This is a genomic window from Cedecea davisae, from assembly GCF_044095835.1.
In the GTDB taxonomy this organism is placed as follows: domain Bacteria; phylum Pseudomonadota; class Gammaproteobacteria; order Enterobacterales; family Enterobacteriaceae; genus Cedecea; species Cedecea davisae.
In genome coordinates, this window is the sequence record NZ_CP172054.1 from 1454564 (window position 1) to 1476902 (window position 22339).

Sequence of the window (22339 nt, forward strand, 5' to 3'; positions counted from 1 at the left end):
TCATACCGTTTTATCCGGGCGCGGGTCCCTGCGCCCGGTTTCAGACCGGCTACTCAGCGACACAGGTATAACTATGGTCGATAATAATTCAGCTACGTCGTCGGAATTTTTGTTGGAAATGACCAACATTAATAAATCCTTCCCCGGCGTTAAGGCACTGGATAATGTTAATTTAAAAGTTCGTCCACACTCTATTCATGCCCTGATGGGTGAGAACGGTGCGGGGAAATCGACATTATTAAAATGCCTTTTTGGGATCTATAGCAAAGATTCCGGCAGTATCCTTTTTCAGGGAAAAGAAGTTAATTTCAGCAGCACTAAAGAAGCGCTGGAAAACGGTATTTCTATGGTGCATCAGGAACTTAACCTGGTATTACAGCGTACCGTAATGGACAACATGTGGCTCGGGCGTTACCCGACCAAAGGCGTGTTTGTCGATCAGGATAAGATGTACCGCGATACCAAAGAGATTTTTGATGAGCTGGATATTGATATCGATCCGCGAGCCCGCGTCGGGACTTTATCCGTTTCTCAAATGCAGATGATTGAAATTGCCAAAGCTTTCTCCTATAACGCCAAAATCGTTATTATGGATGAGCCAACATCGTCCCTGACGGAAAAAGAAGTTAATCATCTCTTTAAAATTATTCGTAAATTAAAAGATCGCGGCTGCGGGATTGTTTATATCTCCCATAAAATGGAAGAAATATTCCAGCTGTGCGACGAAATTACGATATTGCGTGACGGGCAGTGGATTGCCACCCAGCCGCTGGAAGGGCTGGATATGGACAAAATCATCTCCATGATGGTTGGTCGTTCGCTGAACCAGCGTTTCCCGGACAAGTCCAACGTGCCGGGTGAGGTTATTCTTGAAGTTCGCAACCTGACCTCGCTGCGCCAGCCTTCCATTCGCGATATCTCCTTTGACCTGCACCAGGGCGAAATCCTCGGCATTGCCGGGCTGGTCGGCGCGAAGCGTACCGATATCGTGGAAACGCTGTTTGGTATCCGTGAGAAGTCAGGCGGCACCATTAAGCTGCACGGCAAAAAAATCAATAATCACAACGCGAACGAAGCGATAAACCACGGTTTTGCGCTGGTGACGGAAGAGCGTCGCTCGACCGGGATCTACGCCTATCTGGATATCGGCTTTAACTCACTCATTTCCAATATTCGGAATTACAAAAACAAGGTTGGGCTGCTGGATAACACCCGCATGAAGAGCGATACCCAGTGGGTTATCGACTCGATGCGCGTGAAAACGCCGGGGCACCGTACTTCTATCGGCTCGCTCTCGGGCGGTAACCAGCAGAAGGTCATTATTGGCCGCTGGCTGCTGACCCAGCCGGAGATACTGATGCTCGATGAGCCGACGCGCGGCATTGACGTTGGCGCTAAATTCGAAATTTATCAGCTGATTGCCGAGCTTGCCAAAAAAGGGAAAGGGATCATTATCATTTCGTCCGAGATGCCGGAATTGTTAGGGATTACAGACCGTATCCTGGTAATGAGCAACGGGCTCGTGGCCGGAATTGTAGACACCAAAACAACAACGCAGAACGAAATTTTACGTCTTGCGTCTGTGCACCTGTGATGATTTAGGGGCTATTAAAAATGAGTGTGTTAAATAAAAAGAGTTTTCTAACTTATCTAAAAGAGGGCGGCATCTATGTGGTGCTGCTGGTGCTGCTGGCAATTATTATTTTCCAGGACCCGACATTCTTAAGCCTGCTGAACCTGAGTAACATCCTTACCCAGTCCTCGGTGCGTATTATTATCGCGCTGGGCGTAGCGGGGCTGATTGTAACCCAGGGTACGGACCTTTCCGCCGGGCGCCAGGTTGGCCTTGCGGCGGTTGTTGCGGCGACGCTGTTGCAGTCTATGGATAACGTGAACAAAGTGTTCCCGGATATGCACACTATGCCTATCCCGCTGGTGCTGCTTATCGTCTGTGCGGTTGGCGCGGTCATCGGCCTGGTGAACGGGATTATCATCGCTTACCTGAACGTGACGCCGTTTATCACCACTTTGGGCACGATGATTATCGTCTACGGTATTAACTCCCTGTATTACGATTTCGTGGGCGCTTCACCGATTTCCGGCTTTGATTCTCACTTCTCTACCTTTACCCAGGGGTTTATAGCGCTGGGCAGTTTCCGCCTCTCCTACATAACGTTCTACGCCCTGTTTGCGGTGTTCTTCGTTTGGGTGCTGTGGAACAAAACCCGCTTTGGTAAAAATATTTTTGCCATCGGCGGTAACCCGGAAGCGGCGAAAGTGTCCGGCGTAAATGTCGCGCTGAACCTGATAATGATTTATGCCCTGTCCGGCGTGTTCTATGCCTTTGGCGGGATGCTGGAAGCGGGGCGTATCGGCTCGGCTACCAACAACCTGGGCTTTATGTATGAGCTGGATGCGATTGCGGCGTGCGTGGTGGGCGGCGTGTCGTTTAGCGGCGGCGTGGGTACGGTTGTGGGGGTGGTAACAGGCGTAATCATCTTTACGGTTATCAACTACGGCCTGACCTATATCGGCGTGAACCCGTACTGGCAGTACATCATCAAGGGCGGGATCATTATCTTCGCCGTTGCGCTGGACTCCCTGAAGTACGCGCGCAAGAAGTAATAGTTCCCCGCAGGCTAATCCTCTCCCGGAAAGGGAGAGGATTTTTTTATTTCTTCTTCTGTAATTCCAGCAACTGCTCCGGCGTCACCGCCGGGTAGCCCTGCGCATCTTCCGGCACTTCCTGCTGCGACGGAATCGGCACCAGCGGGCCCAGGAAACGAGGCTCCCGCTTGAACAGATACAAATCCGCCAGCGCGCCGAGGCGTGCGCCAAACTCGCGAACGCGCACCGTCAGCATGTTTTTCGGCGAAGGCACGGCATAACACTGCGCCTGAATCCCCATATGCTGGGCGATAAATAGCGCACGCTCGCAGTGAAAGCGCTGGGTAATGATGATGAAATCGTTGGTATCAAAAACTTTGCGGGTGCGAACGATAGAGTCCAGCGTGCGGAAGCCGGCATAATCAAGCACGATATCCGCCGGATCAACGCCGCCGGCAATCAGGTCTTTACGCATCGTCATCGGCTCGTTGTAACTTTGCTGGGCGTTATCCCCGCTCAGCAGCAGATAGTTAACTTTCCCGCTGTTGTACGCGTTCAGCGCGCCCTGAATGCGGAACAGGTAATACTGATTAATCACGCCGGTGCGGTAATACTTGGCTGTGCCCAGCACAACGCCGACCTGGCGGTAGGGCAGGTCCTGGAGTTCATCATAAACGTAGGGGGCGGTTTTCCAGCTAATCCAGCGATCCAGCCCGAGCGCAGCCACCAGCGTTAAGCCAATAAGCACCAGCAGGCCGTAAAACACTCGCTTCAACATTAACTTGCAGACTCTTTCGCGGGGGGAAATTTCATCCAAGGCTACTTTACCAGGCCCTCAAGAGCAAGAAACGCGGGTTCGGTTGGGGCAAATTTCAACAATGCGGGTGTGGGTACACCCGCAGAGGAGGATTATTGGCCGAGCAGGAAGCGCTCAATGTTGTTGCAGCCCAGCGCTTTCAGGGTTGCGGAAGTGGCGTCCCATTGCAGCAGAGGGGCATCGGCTTTCTCAGCCAGAACGGCGCGCTGAATGTCCGGGTAGTCGTAACCGTTAAGCGAAAGCAGGTTCAAAGCGGCCTGTAGCGGCGGTAAAGACGGGTTGAATGCGGCGTTTTCGGCATAGCTGCCGGTAAAGATTTTACCATCGCGCATTTGCAGCGCTACGCCAGCCGGAGCCTTGCTATAAGGCGCGTGGCTGCGGTTTGCTGCGGTAATTGCGGCCTGCTCAAGCGCGTCACCCTTAAGCGCAAAGCCGTGGTTTTCTTCGTCCAGCAGCAGGGTTTTAATCTCAAGGTCACGCGGGCCGAAGGCGTCCGGCAGATAGTCGCCAAGGGTTGAAGCCTGGCGGCCCGGGAGATGAATGCGTAGCGCAACGCCGCTGTTCAGCTCGTTCATAAACTGGCGGCAGTGGCCGCACGGCGTGTAGTTGACGGTGATATCAACCAGGCCTTTTTCACCGCGCATCCAGGCGTGGGTGATGGCGCTTTGCTCTGCGTGCACGGTTTGCTGCATGGTGGCACCAAGGAATTCCATGTTGCCGCCGAAATAGAGATTACCGCTAACGCCGCGCGCAACGGCACCAACGTTAAAATGCGAGAGGTCAGCGCGGGCACAGGCTGCGGCCAGCGGGAGTAAAGCAAACGCCAAATCGTCATCGCCAAGCCCGGATTGATGTTTCAGCGCTTCCACTTCTGCTGCCGTAAACATCGCCGGAAAGTGTTCATCGGCAAGCAGCGGTTGCAAAGCGGATTGCAGCGCAGCAGGGAGCTGCGCAAAAGCAGCATCAAAACGTGAACGCATGTTTAAGCCTCATAACAGGTAACGGGAACCTAGTTTACGGAACTGATAGGGCTTAATATGTGATCTGAATCTCATTAACAATGCAACATATGCAATGAAAAATACAATTTCGCGATCTGTTGCAGGTTTTAGCCAAAGAGTTTCAACAATACCGGGAATAAAAACGGTGCGATAAGGGAGGTTATTACCCCGCAAATCACCAGCGCCAGCGAGCTAAAAGCGCCTTCCTGGAAGTCGAGTTCGGCGCAGCGAGCCGTACCCAGCGCATGTGAAGCGGCCCCCATAGACAGCCCGCGAGAAGCTTTAGTCTTGATGTGCATCAGGTTCAGCAGCGTGTGGCCGAACACCGCACCCAGAATGCCGACGAAGATAACGCAGACTGCGCTAATCGCAGGAATACCGCCGATGCCGCCGCCAACGGCCATGGCAATTGGCGTGGTTACTGACTTAGGCAGCACCGAAGCGGCGATTTCCGGCGAAGCGCCCATCAGCAGCGCGATTGAAGTCCCTGTGGTCATCGCCACCATGCTGCCGATAAAGCAGATGGTAATAATTGATTTCCAGCGGGCGCGGATCTGGTGGATTTGCTCATAAAGCGGAAAGGCGAGCGCCACAACGGCGGGCTGTAGCAGGTCGTTAAGCACCTCGCTGCCTTTAAAATAATGGTCGTAGGGAATGCCGGTTACCAGCAGCAGCGGAATAATCACCACCATACAAACCAGCAGCGGGTTCAGCAGGGGAGACTGCACGCGGGCGGCAAGCTTGCGGGCGGCAAAGAAGACGATAAGCGTCAGCGGCAAGGACCACCATATATAATGCATCATTTGTTATCTGCCTCGCTTTCGCCAACCACTTTTCTTTCGCCGTGAACCAGGTGCGAACTCCAGCTCACAATCACCAGCACCACCAGAGTGCTGATTAAACAGGAAATGACCACCGGACCGAACTGCGCCTTCAGCACGTCGTAATACTGCATAACGCCCACGCCGATGGGCACAAACAGCAGCGCCATATAGCGAATCATCAGGTGGCAGCTGGGTTTTACCCATTTCGCCGGTAGGATTTGCAGCGACAGCAGCACAAACAGAATTAGCATGCCGATAATGCTGCCGGGAATGACGATGGGCAGCAGCGAGGCGACAAAAATGCCTGCATATAAGCATAAGTAAATTAAGACAAAAGAACGAAGATACTGCCAGATTACCGTGAACGAGTTACGCATAGAGGTTACCCTTTAAGAAACGCATTCATCATACAATTAAACCCAAATATGTGCTATCCATCACATCATGAATTATCAGCATAACAAATATTCCCTGCGTGAAGGTTTGCTGTTCTTTATTACGGCAATAAAAAAAGGCGACCCGGAGGCCGCCTTATCGAACAATCGTGAGGCAAATTAGTTCAGACGAACCGGCATCCCGGAACGGTTCTGAATCGCCTGATCTACCACGCTGGTATCCACGTCAGACTGAGCGGTGACTTTCTGTACGCTGCTGGTCAGAGTGATTGGCACGATTTCACCGGAGTTAAACTGCGCTTCTGTTGTAGACAGCGGGTTGTGAACTTCGATGTAGCGGCTGCCGTCAGGCTCGGTGGTGGCTTTAACCGGTTCGTCGATAAACTGAACGCGGGTGCCAACCGGCACGTTGTCGAACAGGAACTTGATGTCTTCGTTACGCAGACGCACGCAGCCGTGGCTTACGCGCAGGCCGATACCGAAGTTGGCATTGGTGCCGTGAATCGCGTACAGGTTACCGATGTACAGCGCGTACAGGCCCATTGGGTTGTCCGGGCCAGCCGGAACCACTGCCGGAAGTGGAGTGCCTGCTGCCGCGTATTCAGCGTGCATTTTGGCGGTTGGCGTCCAGGTTGGGCCGTTTTTCTTGCGCTCTACCTTAGTCGTCCAGTTAATCGGGGTATCTTTACCCAACTGGCCGATACCGATTGGCAGCACGATAACGGTGTTGGTGCCTTTCGGGTAATAGTAGAGGCGCATTTCGGCGCTGTTAATAACAATCCCTTCGTGCACGGTGTCCGGTAGGATCAATTGCTGAGGAATATTCAAAATCGTACCCGCTTTCGGCAGATACGGGTCAATACCCGGGTTAGCTTCCAGCATGTTGGAAAGCCCCATCTGGTACTGCGCGGCATACTCTTCCAGCGGCGCGGTGCTGCCTTCCGGAATAGTGATAACCTGATTTTGACCAACCACACGGCTGCCGTTAGTCGGCAATGGATAGGTCACTGCGGAGGCTGTTTTACAGAAAGACGCGACAGCCACAAAAGCCAGTAAAAGCGAGCGTAATTTCATATTCATGTTGTGCGAGTGTTATGCCAGACGGGCCAGCTAGTGAGTGTTCATGGACGATTTAGCCGCGCATTATATGTGCATTACCTTCATCTGGGAAATCAGATGTGGATGAAATCACATTTTTTTCACATTGCTTAACTATTGTACGGTTAAGATGCGGGGCGACCCTTTATCATAGTTATGGCATAATGTGGCCGAAATCACATTCCAAAATCTCGACAACTTATTTCTCCAGGACATACCAGTGCTTGTATCCAGCAACGTTACCATGCAGTTTGGCAGCAAACCGCTGTTCGAAAATATCTCCGTTAAATTTGGCGGCGGCAACCGTTATGGCCTGATCGGCGCTAACGGTAGCGGCAAATCCACTTTCATGAAAATCCTCGGCGGAGACCTTGAGCCGACTCTGGGCAACGTTTCTCTCGACCCGAACGAGCGCATCGGTAAGCTGCGTCAGGATCAGTTCGCCTTCGAAAAATTTACCGTGCTTGACACCGTTATCATGGGCCACGGCGAGCTGTGGGAAGTGAAGCAGGAGCGTGACCGCATTTATGCTCTGCCGGAAATGAGCGAAGAAGACGGTTACAAAGTTGCCGACCTCGAAGTGAAATACGGCGAGATGGACGGCTACACCGCAGAAGCGCGCGCCGGTGAACTGCTGCTCGGCGTGGGCATTCCGCTGGAACAGCATTACGGCCCGATGAGCGAAGTGGCCCCGGGCTGGAAGCTGCGCGTACTGCTGGCGCAGGCGCTGTTCTCTAACCCGGACATCCTGCTGCTCGACGAACCAACGAACAACCTGGACATCGATACCATTCGCTGGCTGGAAACCGTGCTTAACGAACGTAACAGCACGATGATTATTATTTCGCACGACCGTCACTTCCTGAATATGGTCTGCACCCACATGGCCGACTTGGACTACGGCGAGCTGCGCGTTTACCCGGGCAACTACGACGAATACATGACCGCGGCCACCCAGGCTCGCGAGCGCCTGCTGTCTGACAACGCCAAGAAAAAAGCGCAGATTGCCGACCTGCAATCTTTCGTCAGCCGCTTCAGCGCCAACGCTTCTAAATCTCGTCAGGCAACCTCTCGCGCCCGCCAGATTGATAAAATCAAGCTGGACGAAGTGAAAGCCTCAAGCCGCCAGAACCCGTTCATTCGCTTCGAGCAGGACAAGAAACTGTTCCGTAACGCGCTGGAAGTGGAAGCCCTGACCAAAGGCTTTGAAAGCGGCCCGCTGTTTAAAGGCGTTAACCTGCTGCTGGAAGTCGGCGAGAAGCTGGCAATCCTGGGCGCTAACGGCATCGGTAAAACCACGCTGCTGAAAACCCTGGTAGGCGAACTTACTCCGGAATCCGGCGGCGTTAAATGGTCTGAAAACGCTCAAATCGGCTACTACGCTCAGGATCACGAATACGAGTTCGAAAACGATCTCACCGTGTTCGACTGGATGAGCCAGTGGAAGCAGGAAGGCGATGACGAGCAGGCGGTGCGCAGCATCCTTGGTCGCCTGCTGTTCAGCCAGGACGACATCAAAAAGCCGGCCAAAGTGCTGTCCGGTGGTGAGAAGGGCCGTATGCTGTTCGGCAAGTTGATGATGGAAAAACCAAACATCCTGATCATGGACGAACCGACAAACCACCTGGATATGGAATCCATCGAGTCGCTGAACATGGCGCTGGAGATGTACCAGGGGACGCTTATCTTCGTATCCCACGACCGTGAATTCGTTAGCTCCCTGGCGACTCGCGTGCTGGAAATTACGCCAGAACGCGTGATTGACTTCACCGGCGGCTACGAAGATTACCTGCGCAGTAAAGGGATCGACGGGTAATTTTTCCCTCACCCGAACCCTCTCCCTGAAAAGGGAGAGGGGACAGATCGAATTATAGGTATTGCTCCCACCTGTTTTCCCCCTCGCCCCTTTGGGGAGAGGGCCGGGGTGAGGGGCAATTACAACGCCCACACCTCGCGTTCCACTCCGTTCACCAGCAGACGCCGTTTTTCCCCCGCAGGCAGAGATAAGTTAATCTCGCGCCAGGCCGGCTGGTAATCGCCTTTCCGGCTAAAGACCACGTTAATCTCTTGAGCAGAGCAGCTAATTTCCCAACTTAGCCACAGCGCATTGCCCGTTTTATATCCCCAGGATTCACCGTCGTCTTCAAACAACGAGCCATGAGAAACCCCGGTGCCGGGTAGCGGATAAATCTTCAGTTCGCGAAGGTCATCAGCCTTAATATCGACATAGCTAATGCGGCTGCTGTGCGGCAACGCTGCCCCGGCACGCACCAGCAGCGGCAGATGTTCCAGCGGAGCCTGAACGGTGATGTGCTGCCCGCCGCTATACCACTGTCCGGTGTAATAGTCATACCAGCCGTGTTCGTTTTGCGGCAGCCACAAAGTACGTTCGCGCTGGCCTGGCTCCACAACGCTTGCAACCAGCACATCGCGGCCCAGCATAAATTCATCGCACTCTTCGAAAGTTTTTTCATCGTGTTCGTGGTCGAGGAATGTCGGCCTCAGCATCGGCTCATCGTCGGCGTGAGCCTGCCACAGTAGCGTGTAGAACCAGGGCAGCAGGCGGTATCGCAGTTCGATGGCGGCGCGAATGGCGGGAGTGACGGCCGGGTACATCCACGGTTCGTTTACCGTGGCATCGTCATTCCATGAATGAATGGTGAAGCGGGGATGCATCACGCCGTTTTGCACCCAGCGAACAAACAGCTCTGCGTCCGGTTTGTCGCCCGAGAAGCCGCCGACGTCATGGCCGACGTTAAACAGCCCGGACAAACTCATGCCCACGCCCATGCGGATGTTGTAGCGCAGTGTTTCCCAACTGGTGCGGTTATCGCCGCTCCAGGTCTGAACATAGCGCTGCATCCCGGCGCAGCCCGAACGGGAAATAAGATACGGGCGTTTTTCCGGGGCAAAGGCCTGCTGGGCTTCCATTGAGGCGCGCATCATCAGCAGCGGCATAACAGGGCGAATATGTTTTATGGCAACAGGCTGCCCGAAGCCGTGGCAGCGCGCCTCACCGTCCCAGACTTCATATTCGTTGTTGTCGTTCCAGGTCGAGCCGATCCCCATTTCCAGCAATTGGGTGGTGACGCCGGTTTGCCACCATTTCACCGTGGCCGGATTGGTAAAGTCGAGATGCGAGCCTTCGTCGTCCCAGAAGCTTGAGCGCTCCGGCGAGTCGCTTTCCGAGTCCCGAATAAACAGGCCGCTCGCCGCCGCTTCCTGGTAGCGGGGATGATCTTGTAGCAGGCAGGGCTTGATATTCGCCGCCAGCCTGATGCCCGCATCGGCAAAGGCCTGGCTCATCAGCTTCGGCTGCGGCACCTTGTCGTAATTCCAGTTGAAGACATAGCGCTTGTTGTCGATCGAAGTATACCCGGACGACAGCTGGAATGAGTCGCACGGAATAGCGTGTTCCTCGCAAAGCCGGATAAAGTTCATCAGCTGATTCTGGGCATCCGGCGCGTCGGTGTAATGCATTGTCGAGCCGCTGTAGCCCAGGCTCCATTTCGGGCCGAAGAAGGTTTTACCGGTCAGGCGCACAAAGGCTTTGGTGACGTCCAGCACGCGCGGGCCGAGGAACATGTAGTAATCCACATCGCCCGCCTCTGCCTGCCAGCGGCGGTAGGCAACGTGGTAGTTGTCTATCTCATTCCCGAGATCCAGCCAGCAGCTGCTGAGGTTGTCGTAAAACAGGCCAAAGCTGACGTCGTCGCGGCGTGTGATGGTAAAAGGGATGTGCTTATAAAGCGGGTCGGTGGAGGCTGCGTTGTAACCCATTGCGTCCAGATTACGCATTTCATAACGCTTGCCGCTGCGGTTCAGCGGGCCAGCTTTTTCCCCCAGTCCGTAAAAGCGCTCGTCTTTGAAGCGGCGCTGGTAGTGTGCCACGCCGTCGCCGTGGGCATTGAGCTGGTAGGCGCTGGTGGGGCGGTCGCTGGCTAAAGGGTGCCATTCATCCTTCGCGTTTTTATATTCCCACTCCAGCCACAGAGGCTGGTGAACGGTGACGCGCATTTTTGAGGTACTGATTAACAGAACATCGTCGAGCTGTTCAAGGCGGAAGCCGGGGAGGGTGAAACCTTCCAGACTTTCACGCTCGCGCCCCTCCCAGGGCACATCCTGCTGCGGCGCAATGCTCCAGGTTCTGTTGAGCGCCAGTCCGGTCTGGCGTTTGATAAGCACGCGGAACATGCCTTCTTCCAGCACATAAAGGTGCAGTTCATGCTTGCCGTCCAGGGTTAACACCGCCCGGTTGGCATCGTGATTTTTCAGCGTCCAGTTTTTCAGCGTTTTCATCGTGTTCTGTCCATTCAGGTACGTTTTGCGCGGCGTTCGGCGATAAAGGCGACCAGGAATACCGCGCCTATCAGGTCAAAGAAGCCCATGGCGACAAACAGCGGGTTGAAGCCAATTTTGTCGGCGGTGACGCCGATAATCAGCGAGAAAATAAAGCTGGCTATCCAGGCGCAAGAGCCGCGCATTCCGTTGACGGTGGCCATCTGGCCCTTGTCAAACGAGTCCACCACCAGGGCGCTCAGCATGCAGGAGATAATCTGGTGTCCGAACCCGCCGACGGAGATAAGGGCGATGGCGACCCAGGGATCTTTTGTGAGCGCAACCAGCGCGAGGGAGAGCATCAGAAAAGCGCCGGTGACCGAACTGGCAACTACCGAGTTGGTTCGGCTACAGCCAAAGAATCGGGCGTAAATTTTGGTTAAGTAGCCGCTGGCGATGCTGCCGAGATCGGCGGCCAGGAACGGGAGCCAGGCGAACATGGCAATCTGTTTCAGATCCATTCCCCGCTCATTCGCGAGATACAGAGGCACCCAGAAACTCAGCACCGCCCAGGCCGGTTCGGCCATAAATGCCGGAATGGCGATGCCGTAAAAGCGCTTGTTTTTAGACACGGTTTTCAGGGCAGTGAAAAACGGCAGCTTCACCGCTGGCGGTTCGTTGTCCTGTTTAATAAACGCCAGCTCGCTTTTACCGAGATTGGGATGCTGTTCCGGGTTGTGATAGAACAGCCACCACAGCACGACCCAAACCAGACCCAGCGCGCCGCTAAACATAAAGGCACCCTGCCAGCCAAAAGAGGCGTGGGCGAAGTAAATAATCGGCGGAGCCAGCATCGCGCCGATTGAGAAGCCGACGCCCGCCCATCCTGCGGCGATCGGGCGTTCCTTTTTCGGGAACCATTCGCCCAGAGTTTTGGCGTTAGCCGGAGTAGCCGCCGCCTCCGCACCACCCATCATAAAGCGCAGGATTGCCAGCTGGAGCCAGCTACCGGCTCCGGCGTGCAGCATGCACATCACCGCCCAAATAGTGGCGCAAATCAGAAAGCCAATCTTCAGGCCGATTACGTCTATCAGCCAGCCACACAAGGGCTGGAACAGGGTGTAAGCCAGCTGAAATGCGCCCACTATCCAGGAATATTGCTCGGTCGTTATTCCCAGGGAGGTTTTCAGTTCAGGCGCGAGGATGCCCAGCGCGTTGCGGGTGATGTAGTTGACGGTTACGCCCAGTAAAAACAGCACCAGCACCCACCAGCGCAAATTGCGGAAAATACGCCTGGTTTTGACTGCGGTCACCGGTTGATTGATGCCATGACTCATAGTTGTGCTCCACCTTGTAGGGGTAATTAGTGGAATTGGTATGCCAACACACGGCATACTTTGTTTTTTTAACTAATTGATTTTTATTTGTTTAAATTTATTTTCATCAAAGCTAAGCGCTTTGTTTAGTCGACAATGGCAGCGTAGATGAGTTATAAGCCAACCAATAGCGTATTTTTTGCAAAAGTTTTCATATCCAGCATCTGGTGAGCGTTTAATGCTCTTTTTTCACGCAGAATCTGCAATTGCCGGGTATGAAAATTTTTTCATTTCATAAATGGGCATCGATCACAAAATGAGTAAAACGCTAAAAATCACCGAAATTGCTGCCCATACGGGGCTATCGATAAGCACGGTTTCGCGAGTCTTAGCCGGTAAAGCCAATACCAGCGAAACGGCGCGCCAGCGGGTGCTGGAGTGCGCCCGGCAGAAGGGCGTATTGCAGGGAATAGCGGCGGGACGGCTGCTGCTGAATAGCCTGGTGATTTTTGCTCCGCAGCGGGCGTTTGATGAACGGTTGGACGTATTTTACTACCGGGTTATTCAGGGCGTTGGCAGGGCGCTGGAACCCCATGACGTGCGGCTGCGGTTCTGCGCGCTGGAGGAAAACGACAGCGATGCCAACCTCTTTTTAAGCAAGATGAACCAGCCGGACAGCGAAGCGGCTATCTTGTTGGGAATAGATGACCCCCACATTCACGATCTGGCGGCAGATCTCGGTAAACCGTGCGTGCTGATCAACTGCCGAGACCGCAAAATGCGGCTGCCCGGCATCGCGCCGGATCATCAGCTTATCGGCCAGTATGCCGCCAGCTACCTGTTCGATATGGGGCATAAAGGCGTACTGACGCTGCTGTGCCTGCGCCGCTATACCATGGAGCTGCGCCTGGAGGGCATTCGCGATGCCTGGGACAGCCGAAACCTCTCGTTCGATGAAACCCGCCACCTGATTACCGCCCAAAGCTTTAGCGCTAAAGAAAGTGAGGCGTTGGTAAGCGACTATCTGGCAAATACACCACGCCCCGCCTGGCCCAGCGCGCTGCTGGTGGGCGGCGATTTTATGGCGGCGGGGGCGGTTAGCGCCCTGCAAAAGGCCGGGCTGCGCGTGCCGCAGGATATGTCGGTGATGAGTATCGACGGTTTCAATCTGGCGGAAATTCACGATGTGCCCCTGACGTCGGTCCATGTTCCACGGGACGAGCTGGGGGAAGAGGCGGTGCAGCTTTTACAGCAGCGCCTGATGCGGCCTGACGCTCCGGTGGTGAATATCCTGCTGGCAGGATCGCTTAAGGCCCGTGAGTCGGTGCGGCGTATACGCTACGGAAAGGGGCACTCGGCGGTAAATAGCGACGGGCTGTATGACTGAAGCGGCACAGGAAAGCATAAATAAACCCTAAACAAAGCAGGCTCTTTGACTTGCGCCCCGGGCTGAGATCCCTACTATAGGCCGCGGAAGACTTGCAGTATCTCGTTAGGCGAGGCTCCTGTACAAACACAGGTTACTGATCTGACGACGTCGAGAGACGCCCAAGATTAGGACAGGTTATATCGAGTCAAGGTATAACCCCAGGTAACTTCCCCCGCATTTGGGGATACGTTGTACAGTGCTAAAACCGAGACATGGAGATAGCGTCAGCACTCTCATATCTTGCTTCGCCCCAGGATGAGGACTGTTTATTTTTTAAAACAGTAACCGGGGAAAAATCATGACCTTTTCAACCAATACTTCTGCGCACTCTCGCGCATCTATACTCCTGCCTGCTAAACAGCCCTGCTCAGAAGCGCATAGCACCGTTCTGGGTTATCTGAGCCAGGATTTTATCGCTCTGCCGCCGGGAACAACGGTCGGCCAGGCGCGGGAATACTTCTGTTCGGAAATTAAAAACGAGCAAATTCCTTCTCAAATCTTTGTTGTGGATGATGAGGACCATCTGTACGGCCTGGTGCCGGTAAAAACCCTGCTTCAGGCAGATAAAGAGCTGTTGCTGAGCGAATTGATGAGAACGGTTCATTTCTCGCTGCCGCCTGAGAAAACGCGGCATGAAGCCTGCATGGAGATTAAAAAATCCGCCTCAAACTACATTCCGGTACTCAGCTATGGAAAACTGAAAGGGGTGCTTGGCCCGCAGGAAATCGCGCAGCTGCTGGAAGATGAAAACACCCTCGACAGCCAGCTACAGGGGGCTTCATCCCCGCTGGAAACACCCTATCTGCAAAGCAGCGTCTTCACGCTGTGGCGCAAACGGTCGGTGTGGCTTCTGCTGCTGTTCGTTGCCGAGGCTTACACCAGCTCGGTGATTAAATCCTTTGAGGATCAGCTGGAAGCGGCGATTGCGCTGGCCTTCTTTATCCCGCTCTTAATCGGCACCGGCGGCAATACCGGGACGCAAATTACCTCGACCCTGGTCAGGGCGATGGCGCTGGGAGAAGTCGGGCTGAAGGATCTTGGCGCGATATTAAGAAAAGAGATTTCCGCTTCGGTATTAATTGCCATCACCATCGGCACCGCCGGATTTATCCGGGCGTGGATGCTGGGCGTGGGGATGGAAGTGATGATGGTCGTGAGCCTGACGCTGATAGCGATTACCGTGTGGAGCGCTATCGTATCTTCGATTATTCCGATGCTGCTGCGTAAAGTAAATATCGACCCGGCGGTGGTTTCCGCCCCGTTTATTACCACTTTAATCGACGGCACAGGGCTGCTTATTTACTTTAAAATTGCCGAACTCATGCTGACCGATCTCGCCATCTAAGATAAGAAACGGGGATAATATTATCCCCGTTTATTTATTCGCAGCCGCAAATCTCACATTGAGGATTACGCGCCAGCTTCATCTCTCTGAACTGGCAGGTCATCGCATCGTAGAGCACGATTTTCCCGCTGGCTGGCGTGCCGTAATTTGCCAGCAGTTTGATGGCCTCCATCGCTTCCAGCGAGCCAATAATTCCCACCAGCGGCGACATCACGCCAGCCTCCACGCAGCTTAGCGTGCCTTCGCCAAACAGGCGGCTCAGGCAGCGGTAGCAGGGCTCATTGGCCTGATAAGTAAACACGCTTATCTGACCTTCCATGCGAATCGCCGCCCCCGATACCAGCGGTCGCTTATGCAGGAAGCAACTGCGGTTAAGCTGGTTGCGGATCTCCACGTTATCGGTGCAGTCCAGAATCACCTCATGCTGCGCCACCAGCCCGGCAAGCTGCTGCTCGTCCAGCAGGGCGTTCACCGTCTCCAGCCGGATATGCGGGTTAATGGCGGCCAGCATCTCCCGGGCCGAGTCAACTTTGGGCCGGCCGATAGCGGCGTCGCGGTGCAGCGTCTGGCGCTGGAGGTTAGAGAGCGAGACGGTGTCGAAGTCCAGCAGGGTGAGATGCCCGACGCCCGCGGCAGCAAGGTATTGAGCCGCCGCGCAGCCCAGCCCGCCAAGCCCGACAATAAGCACCCGCGAGGCCTTCAGCTTTTCCTGGCCGTCAAAGTCAAAGCCGCGCAGGACTATCTGGCGGTTGTAGCGCAGCATTTCTGCATCGCTAAGCTCGACCACGTTAGCCTCCGAACAGCGAGTTAAACGGCTCGACTTCTACCCATTCCCCGGCTTCGACATTGCCGCGCTCGCGCTCGAGCACCACAAAGCAGTTGGCCTGGCTGAAGGAGCTGAAAATATGTGAGCCCTGATGGCCGGTACTCAGCACTTCCAGGTCGCCCTGCTCGTTGCGGCGTAAAATACCGCGCTGGAAGTCGAGGCGGCCAGGCGATTTTTTCAACCTGCCGACGGTGCGCACCCGCATCCGCGGCGGAAGAGGGTTGCCCTGTTGGCCGCCCATCGTCGTCAACAGCGGCTGTACGAGTTGATAGAAGGTCAGCGCCGCGGAAACCGGGTTGCCCGGCAGGCCGCAGAACCAGCTGTTTTCCAGGCGGCCAAAGGCGAAGGGTTTGCCAGGTTTAATCGCCAGCTTCCAGAAGCCCACTTCGCCCAGTTCCTCGAGGATTTGTTTGGTGTAATCCGCCTCGCCAACCGACACGCCGCCGCTGCTGATAACCACGTCCGCACGGCTGTCTGCCTCTTTAAATGCGGCGCGCAGAGCGTCCTGGTCATCGCGAATAATCCCGAGGTCGATAACTTCCGAGCCCAGCTCTTTCAGCATGAGATGCACCGCCAGGCGGTTGGTATCGTAGATTTGGCCTTCGGCCAGCGGCTGGCCCGGCAGCTGTAATTCATCCCCGGTGGAGAACACGGCGACGCGAACCTTGCGGTAAACGGTGACTTCGGGAATGCCCAGCGAAGCAATCAGCGGCAGTTCGGCCGCGGTGAGTTTTGTTCCTGCGGCTAACACGCTTGCGCCCTGGCGGATGTCTTCCCCACGGCGGCGAATATTCTGGCCGTTTTGTACCGTGGCGTTAAAGCGTACGCCGGACTCGGTAGATTTGGTTTCTTCCTGCATCACGACGGCTTCGGCACCCTGCGGTATTGGCGCACCGGTCATGATGCGCACGCAGGTGCCTTCCGGCCATTCGCCGCTAAACGGCTGCCCGGCGAAGGCTTTACCCGCTATCGGCAATGCGCCCCCGGCTTTGATATCCGCCATGCGCACCGCATAACCGTCCATTGCCGAATTATCAAACCCCGGAACATCCAGCGGAGAAATCACCGGTTCGGCGGTAACCCTACCGGCTGCCTGTAGCAGCGGCAATGTTTCCGTTTCGGTAAGCGGTTTAATGCGGGAAAGCATTTGTCCAAGTGCGGTTTCAAGCGGGATCAGCCCGGCGGTAAATTCCATGCATAACTCCTGGGGCAGGGGCAAAATAAGGGCTTAGTATGGCAGAAAATGGCCGTGGGCTGCATGTCCCGGATCAGCAAAATCATTTCCCCCTCTACTCCCTATGCGTTACATCACGTTGTCACGTTTCTTGCTTACTCTCGGCCTGCACGCAAACGGCTATTGGCTATAGTCATTGTGGCTACTCAAAACCTCTGCAAGGAAGAACTGATGACAGACATAAAAAAAGCATTTCAATTCAGTACGCTAGCCGTGGCAATAGGACTCACTTCATCTGCATTCGCCTTTGACTCGCTGACCGTATTCGGCGACAGCCTCAGCGATACCGGTAATAACGGCCGCTGGACGTGGAACAGCAGCCAAAACAAACTTTATGACGAGCAGCTGGCCGACCGCTACGGGCTGACGTTAACCCCTTCACGCACCGGCGGGAGTAACTATGCGGCAGGCGGCGGGACCGCCGTGCCGGGGCTTAACCCGGCTGATAATACCCAAAGCCAGGTGCAGCAATATCTGAGCCAGACCGGAGGCAGGGCGGACGGCAACGGCTTATATATTCACTGGATTGGCGGGAATGATTTGGCCGCCGCCGCAACGCAACCGGCGCTGGCGCAGGGCATTGCCGCGAACAGCGCTGCAAATGCCGCAGCCCAGGTTGGTGCATTACTGGATGCTGGAGCCGGGCTGGTGGTCGTCCCGAATGTGCCGGACATCAGCGCGACGCCAACGCTGATGGAGATGGTGCTGAGCGTGGGGCTGGGCGCGGCGGCAACGCCCGCGATTCAGGCCGCTTACGCCTCGCTTGATGCCGCAAAAACGCCGGATCTCGCCAGCCGCCAGCAGGCTATTCACGATGCGCTTCGCGCCGCGGCCTCGGTGGTCAGCGTTAATCCGCTCGTCCAGCAAGCTGCTGCCGCTCAGCTTATTGCCGCCTATGACGCGGCGGCACAGCAGGCTTCTGCCTTAACCGATTTTTACAACGGTGCTGAGGATAAAGCCCTGTCGCAGCGCGGCGGAAATATTGCCCGCGCGGACATCAACGGCGTGTTCCAGGAAATCCTTGTTAATCCGCAGGCGTTTGGCCTCACCAATACCGCCGGCATGGCGTGCCCGGCTGGCGTGTCTGCCAGCGATTGCACCAGCTCAACGCCGGGCTTCAACCCGTCTCAGGATTACCTGTTTGCCGATCACTTCCACCCCAGCCCGCAGGTTCACAGCATCATCGCCCAGTATATTGAGTCAATTATTGCCGCTCCGGTGCAGGTCACTCGCCTTAATCAGGGCACGCTGGCGATGGTGCGTGGCAGCAGGGCAACGCTCGACGGCCGCTACCAGCAACTGCGCCATAACGATAACGCTGTAGGTTCGCTGGGCGTGTTCGGCGGCTACGGCGGGGGCTATCAGCGTTACAGCGGTGAAGGAAAAGGAAATACCAACAACCTCACCGTCGGGGTCGATTACCAGCTTAACGACAGCCTGCTGGTGGGCGGGCTGATTGCCGGTTCGCTGGATAACCAGCGCCCGGACGATAACTACCGCTACGACACCCGAGGCGTTCAGGCGGCGCTGTTCAGCCAGCTGCGCGTGGGCCAGGCGTGGCTTAACGGCGACGTTCACTACCTCTCTGCGGACTTCACTAACATCCAGCGCGATATCACTCTCGGGCAGCTAACGCGCACTGAAAAAGGTGATACCGACGGAAGGCTCTATGGTGCGAGGCTCACCGCGGGCTATGACTTTGCGCTGACCTCCTGGATGACCACGGGGCCGACGCTGCAATATGCGTGGGATTACAGTCACGTCAATGGCTACGGTGAAAACGGCAGCAGCAGCACGGCGATGCGTTTTGGCGACCAGAACGGGCATTCGCAGATTGGCAGCGCGGGCTGGCGGGTTGATGCCCACCCCGGCGTCATTAATCCGTGGGCGCAGGCAAGCTACCGCCACCAGTTTGGCGACCGCGAGTACAGCGTGAACGGCGGGCTGAAATCCACCGCGCTAACTTTCAGCCGTACCGGCGAAGAGCAGGATAAAAACTGGGCCGAGCTTTCTGTCGGCGCGGACATGCCGCTTTCCGCTACGGTTTCCGCTTTTGCCGCCGTATCACAAACGGCCGGCCTGAGCGACGGTAATCAGACCAGTTACAACCTTGGCATTAGCGCGAAGTTCTAACTTTTTCTTATCCCTTAGTAAGTTGGCCTCTTTGCTGCGGCGAAGGGGCCTGCACGCTGCCTGCCGCGTCCCGAAGACTAAAGTCAATTTTCTTTACAACACATTTACGTCTTTCTATATTCAAAAATCGTATCAATGTTTGGCAACTATTCTGATATTTATAGAAAAAACGCTGCCGGATACCACTCTTTGCAGGCAATGCCGAATGACTAAAGCCGTTATCGCTATTCACGGTGGGGCCGGGGCTATAACCCGCGCCCGACTGACGCAGGAAAAAGAGCTGCAGTTTATCGCTGCGCTATCAGACATTGTTGTTGCCGGGCAGCAGATCCTTGAACAAGGGGGAAGTGCTCTTGACGCCGTTACCGAAGCGGTGCGCCTGCTCGAAGAGTGCCCGCTGTTTAACGCCGGTATTGGCGCGGTTTATACCAGCGAGGGCAAGCACGAGCTGGATGCCTGCATAATGGACGGCAACACGCTTGAGGCCGGAGCGGTAGCGGGCGTCAGCCATATCCGCAACCCTATTCTGGCCGCCAGGAAGGTGCTGGAGAACAGTCCACACGTCCTGTTGATTGGCGTGGGGGCAGAGCATTTTGCCGCCGGGCAGGGGCTTGAGCCGGTAGCGGCGGATATCTTTTCAACCGAAGAGCGCTATCAGCAGCTGCTCCGCGCCCGTGAAAGTCAGCAAACCGTGCTGGATCACGACGGTGCCGAGCCGATAGACGCTGATAAAAAATTTGGCACCGTTGGCGCAGTAGCGCTGGATAAGTTCGGCAATCTTGCGGCGGCAACCTCAACCGGCGGGATGACTAACAAACTGCCGGGCCGCGTGGGCGACTCGCCGATAGTTGGCGCGGGCTGCTATGCCAATAACGCCAACGTCGCCGTTTCATGCACCGGCACGGGTGAAGTCTTTATGCGCACGCTGGCGGCTTACGATATCGCCGCCCTGGTGGAATACGCTGGCCTGAGCCTTCAGCAGGCTGTAGACCGCGTGGTGCTGGAAAAACTGCCCGCACTCGGCGGCAGCGGCGGCATGATAGCGATTGATAATCAGGGCAACGTGGCGCTGCCTTTTAACAGCGAAGGAATGTATCGCGGCTTTGGCTTCGTGAATGATGCCCCGAACGTAGGAATCTATCGTGACCAGGAGAGTTAATGTCGCAAGGCCATGAACTACCGGACGAGCAGGTACTGGCTGTCAGCGACCTGAATATTCGCTTTCGTCAGCAGCAGCAGGTCACCGACGCGGTGCGCCACCTCTCGCTTACCCTGAACCGCGGTGAAACGCTGGCCATTGTCGGCGAGTCCGGTTCCGGTAAGTCGGTCACCGCAATGGCGTTAATGCGCCTGCTGGAGCAGGGTGGCGGTGAGGTTAACTGCGAAAAGCTGCTGCTGCGCCGCCGAAATAAAGAAGTACTCAGCCTGCCGGAACTCAGCAATTCGCAGATGCGCCGCGTGCGCGGTGCGGATGTGGCGATGATTTTCCAGGAGCCGATGACCTCGTTAAACCCGGTGTTTACCGTGGGCGAGCAGATAGCAGAGTCTATTCGTCTGCATCAAAAACTTGATGGACGGGCCGCACTGGCGGAGGCGAAACGCATGCTTGAGCGCGTAAGGATCCCGGAGGCGCAGTCGATCCTCAGCCGCTATCCTCATCAGCTTTCCGGCGGTATGCGCCAGCGGGTCATGATTGCGATGGCGCTTTCATGTCGCCCAGCGGTATTGATTGCAGATGAGCCCACTACCGCGCTGGACGTCACCATTCAGGCGCAGATCCTGCAATTGATCCGCGTATTGCAAGACGAAATGCAAATGGGGGTGATTTTTATCACTCACGATATGGGCGTGGTTGCAGATATTGCCGACCGGGTGCTGGTGATGTACCGCGGCGAGGCGGTAGAAACCGGCCCCGTGGATCAAATATTCAATCACCCGCAGCACGCTTATACCCGGGCGCTGCTGGCCGCCGTTCCGCGTTTAGGCGCGATGAACGGCAGTGATTTACCGCGAAAATTCCCGCTGGTGGTAGCGGGCGAGCCGAACCAGCAGGAACCGGAAATCGAGCAGGACACCATCCCGCCCGGCGCGAAGCCGGTGCTTGAAGTGCGGGACCTGGTCACCCGCTTCCCGCTGCGCAGCGGTATTTTTAACCGCGTTACGCGCCAGGTTCATGCCGTAGAAAAAGTGAGTTTCGACCTGCTGCCCGGTGAAACGCTGGCGCTGGTGGGCGAGTCCGGCTGCGGGAAATCGACAACCGGGCGTTCGCTGCTGCGGCTGGTGGAAACTCAGGGCGGGACTATTACCTTTAACGGCCAGCGCATTGATAACCTGCCCAACGGCGAGTTACAGCACGTTCGCAAAGATATTCAGTTTATTTTCCAGGATCCTTATGCTTCGCTGGATCCGCGCCAGACCGTCGGCTATTCGATTATGGAGCCGCTGCTGGTGCATAACGCAATGCCGAAGGAAGAAGCCCAGCAGCGCGTAGCCTGGCTGCTTGAGCGCGTAGGATTGCAGCCCGAACACGCCTGGCGCTATCCGCATGAGTTTTCCGGCGGCCAGCGGCAGAGGGTCTGCATTGCCCGCGCGCTGGCGCTGAACCCGAAAGTAGTGATTGCCGATGAATCCGTTTCGGCGCTGGATGTCTCTATCCGCGCGCAAATAGTGAACCTGCTGCTCGACTTACAGCGCGAGTTCGGCATCGCTTTTCTATTTATCTCCCACGACATGGCCGTTGTGGAACGCATCAGCCACCGCGTGGCGGTCATGTACCTCGGCCAGATTGTCGAGATTGGCCCGCGCCGCGCGGTGTTTGAAAACCCCCAGCATCCGTATACCCGCAAGCTTATGGCGGCGGTGCCGGTTGCAGACCCATCCCGCAAGGGACGTAAGCCTGTTTTAGTCTCTGACGAGATCCCCAGCGCCACGCGCAGCCTGGGGGATGAACCGCATGTAGCACCGCTGGTTGCCGTGGGGCCGGGGCATTTTGTCGCCCGTCACGCCATCGGCAGCAGTGAAAATCGACTATAAGGA

The 22339-nt window shown here is 55.7% G+C and carries 17 protein-coding genes and 1 riboswitch; of the genes, 8 read left to right on the plus strand and 9 right to left on the minus strand.

Annotated elements, in window-relative coordinates:
• Positions 1–73 precede the first annotated feature (73 nt).
• Positions 74–1594: a galactose/methyl galactoside ABC transporter ATP-binding protein MglA gene (mglA, locus tag ACG1VR_RS07320; protein ID WP_016537327.1), complete on the plus strand. Its 1521-nt coding sequence runs from the start codon at positions 74–76 to the stop codon at positions 1592–1594.
• A 20-nt stretch (positions 1595–1614) separates the two neighbouring features.
• Entirely contained in the window at positions 1615–2625 is a 1011-nt protein-coding gene (gene mglC, locus ACG1VR_RS07325; protein ID WP_016537326.1) for a galactose/methyl galactoside ABC transporter permease MglC, read from the plus strand.
• Between the two features lie 46 nt (positions 2626–2671).
• On the opposite strand, the gene sanA is transcribed toward mglC, so the two are convergent.
• From sanA to ldtB, 5 genes are all read right to left on the minus strand, one after another.
• Positions 2672–3385 (minus strand): outer membrane permeability protein SanA, encoded by a 714-nt coding sequence (sanA, locus tag ACG1VR_RS07330; RefSeq protein ID WP_016537325.1) that lies wholly within the window; start codon positions 3383–3385, stop codon positions 2672–2674.
• 131 nt (positions 3386–3516) lie between these two features.
• A complete protein-coding gene (cdd, locus tag ACG1VR_RS07335) occupies positions 3517–4404 on the minus strand; it encodes a cytidine deaminase (protein ID WP_016537324.1) in 888 nt (295 codons plus the stop codon).
• Positions 4405–4532: 128 nt separating this feature from the next.
• Positions 4533–5228, minus strand: coding sequence for a CidB/LrgB family autolysis modulator (locus tag ACG1VR_RS07340; protein ID WP_395490572.1), 696 nt, complete (start codon positions 5226–5228; stop codon positions 4533–4535).
• Positions 5225–5626 carry a CidA/LrgA family protein gene (locus ACG1VR_RS07345; protein ID WP_016537322.1) on the minus strand — a complete coding sequence of 134 codons (402 nt, stop codon included), beginning with the start codon at positions 5624–5626 and terminating at the stop codon, positions 5225–5227. Before ACG1VR_RS07345 ends, ACG1VR_RS07340 begins: the two co-directional genes overlap by 4 nt.
• Before the next feature lie 177 nt (positions 5627–5803).
• Positions 5804–6724 (minus strand): L,D-transpeptidase, encoded by a 921-nt coding sequence (ldtB, locus tag ACG1VR_RS07350; RefSeq protein WP_016537321.1) that lies wholly within the window; start codon positions 6722–6724, stop codon positions 5804–5806.
• Between the two features lie 238 nt (positions 6725–6962).
• Between ldtB and ACG1VR_RS07355 the strand changes: the two genes are divergently transcribed.
• Positions 6963–8558: an ABC-F family ATPase gene (locus ACG1VR_RS07355; protein WP_279050610.1), complete on the plus strand. Its 1596-nt coding sequence runs from the start codon at positions 6963–6965 to the stop codon at positions 8556–8558.
• A 119-nt stretch (positions 8559–8677) separates the two neighbouring features.
• Here the strand turns inward: ACG1VR_RS07355 and ACG1VR_RS07360 are convergent, their stop codons facing one another.
• Positions 8678–11041 carry a TIM-barrel domain-containing protein gene (locus ACG1VR_RS07360; protein ID WP_395490573.1) on the minus strand — a complete coding sequence of 788 codons (2364 nt, stop codon included), beginning with the start codon at positions 11039–11041 and terminating at the stop codon, positions 8678–8680.
• A 14-nt stretch (positions 11042–11055) separates the two neighbouring features.
• Positions 11056–12357 carry an MFS transporter gene (locus ACG1VR_RS07365; RefSeq protein WP_016537318.1) on the minus strand — a complete coding sequence of 434 codons (1302 nt, stop codon included), beginning with the start codon at positions 12355–12357 and terminating at the stop codon, positions 11056–11058.
• A 295-nt stretch (positions 12358–12652) separates the two neighbouring features.
• On the opposite strand from ACG1VR_RS07365, the gene ACG1VR_RS07370 reads away from it, so the two are divergent.
• Together ACG1VR_RS07370 and ACG1VR_RS07375 are read left to right on the plus strand one after the other, a co-directional pair.
• Positions 12653–13723 (plus strand): LacI family DNA-binding transcriptional regulator, encoded by a 1071-nt coding sequence (locus ACG1VR_RS07370; RefSeq protein WP_395490574.1) that lies wholly within the window; start codon positions 12653–12655, stop codon positions 13721–13723.
• A 94-nt stretch (positions 13724–13817) separates the two neighbouring features.
• A riboswitch (M-box (ykoK) riboswitch) is annotated at positions 13818–13990 on the plus strand.
• Positions 13991–14063: 73 nt separating this feature from the next.
• A complete protein-coding gene (locus ACG1VR_RS07375; RefSeq protein WP_395490575.1) occupies positions 14064–15110 on the plus strand; it encodes a magnesium transporter in 1047 nt (348 codons plus the stop codon).
• A gap of 34 nt (positions 15111–15144) precedes the next feature.
• Here the strand turns inward: ACG1VR_RS07375 and moeB are convergent, their stop codons facing one another.
• Both moeB and moeA read right to left on the minus strand, forming a co-directional pair.
• Positions 15145–15897 carry a molybdopterin-synthase adenylyltransferase MoeB gene (gene moeB, locus ACG1VR_RS07380; RefSeq protein WP_395490576.1) on the minus strand — a complete coding sequence of 251 codons (753 nt, stop codon included), beginning with the start codon at positions 15895–15897 and terminating at the stop codon, positions 15145–15147.
• 1 nt (position 15898) lies between these two features.
• On the minus strand, positions 15899–17131 hold the full coding sequence (gene moeA / locus ACG1VR_RS07385; RefSeq protein ID WP_016537314.1) for a molybdopterin molybdotransferase MoeA: 1233 nt from the start codon (positions 17129–17131) through the stop codon (positions 15899–15901).
• A 210-nt stretch (positions 17132–17341) separates the two neighbouring features.
• Between moeA and ACG1VR_RS07390 the strand changes: the two genes are divergently transcribed.
• From ACG1VR_RS07390 to gsiA, 3 genes are all read left to right on the plus strand, one after another.
• Entirely contained in the window at positions 17342–19303 is a 1962-nt protein-coding gene (locus ACG1VR_RS07390; protein WP_395490577.1) for an autotransporter outer membrane beta-barrel domain-containing protein, read from the plus strand.
• A gap of 205 nt (positions 19304–19508) precedes the next feature.
• Entirely contained in the window at positions 19509–20462 is a 954-nt protein-coding gene (locus ACG1VR_RS07395; RefSeq protein ID WP_395490578.1) for an isoaspartyl peptidase/L-asparaginase, read from the plus strand.
• Positions 20462–22336 (plus strand): glutathione ABC transporter ATP-binding protein GsiA, encoded by a 1875-nt coding sequence (gsiA, locus tag ACG1VR_RS07400; RefSeq protein ID WP_016537311.1) that lies wholly within the window; start codon positions 20462–20464, stop codon positions 22334–22336. The genes ACG1VR_RS07395 and gsiA overlap by 1 nt, the downstream gene beginning before the upstream one ends.
• Positions 22337–22339 lie beyond the last annotated feature (3 nt).

Bases quoted from the DNA above. Each gene is read 5' to 3' on its own strand.
- mglA (WP_016537327.1), top strand. From the start codon at position 74: ATGGTCGATAATAATTCAGCTACGTCGTCGGAATTTTTGTTGGAAATG.
- mglC (WP_016537326.1), top strand. From the start codon at position 1,615: ATGAGTGTGTTAAATAAAAAGAGTTTTCTAACTTATCTAAAAGAGGGC.
- sanA (WP_016537325.1), bottom strand. From the start codon at position 3,385: ATGTTGAAGCGAGTGTTTTACGGCCTGCTGGTGCTTATTGGCTTAACG.
- cdd (WP_016537324.1), bottom strand. From the start codon at position 4,404: ATGCGTTCACGTTTTGATGCTGCTTTTGCGCAGCTCCCTGCTGCGCTG.
- ACG1VR_RS07340 (WP_395490572.1), bottom strand. From the start codon at position 5,228: ATGATGCATTATATATGGTGGTCCTTGCCGCTGACGCTTATCGTCTTC.
- ACG1VR_RS07345 (WP_016537322.1), bottom strand. From the start codon at position 5,626: ATGCGTAACTCGTTCACGGTAATCTGGCAGTATCTTCGTTCTTTTGTC.
- ldtB (WP_016537321.1), bottom strand. From the start codon at position 6,724: ATGAATATGAAATTACGCTCGCTTTTACTGGCTTTTGTGGCTGTCGCG.
- ACG1VR_RS07360 (WP_395490573.1), bottom strand. From the start codon at position 11,041: ATGAAAACGCTGAAAAACTGGACGCTGAAAAATCACGATGCCAACCGG.
- ACG1VR_RS07365 (WP_016537318.1), bottom strand. From the start codon at position 12,357: ATGAGTCATGGCATCAATCAACCGGTGACCGCAGTCAAAACCAGGCGT.
- ACG1VR_RS07370 (WP_395490574.1), top strand. From the start codon at position 12,653: ATGAGTAAAACGCTAAAAATCACCGAAATTGCTGCCCATACGGGGCTA.
- ACG1VR_RS07375 (WP_395490575.1), top strand. From the start codon at position 14,064: ATGACCTTTTCAACCAATACTTCTGCGCACTCTCGCGCATCTATACTC.
- moeA (WP_016537314.1), bottom strand. From the start codon at position 17,131: ATGGAATTTACCGCCGGGCTGATCCCGCTTGAAACCGCACTTGGACAA.
- ACG1VR_RS07390 (WP_395490577.1), top strand. From the start codon at position 17,342: ATGACAGACATAAAAAAAGCATTTCAATTCAGTACGCTAGCCGTGGCA.
- ACG1VR_RS07395 (WP_395490578.1), top strand. From the start codon at position 19,509: ATGACTAAAGCCGTTATCGCTATTCACGGTGGGGCCGGGGCTATAACC.
- gsiA (WP_016537311.1), top strand. From the start codon at position 20,462: ATGTCGCAAGGCCATGAACTACCGGACGAGCAGGTACTGGCTGTCAGC.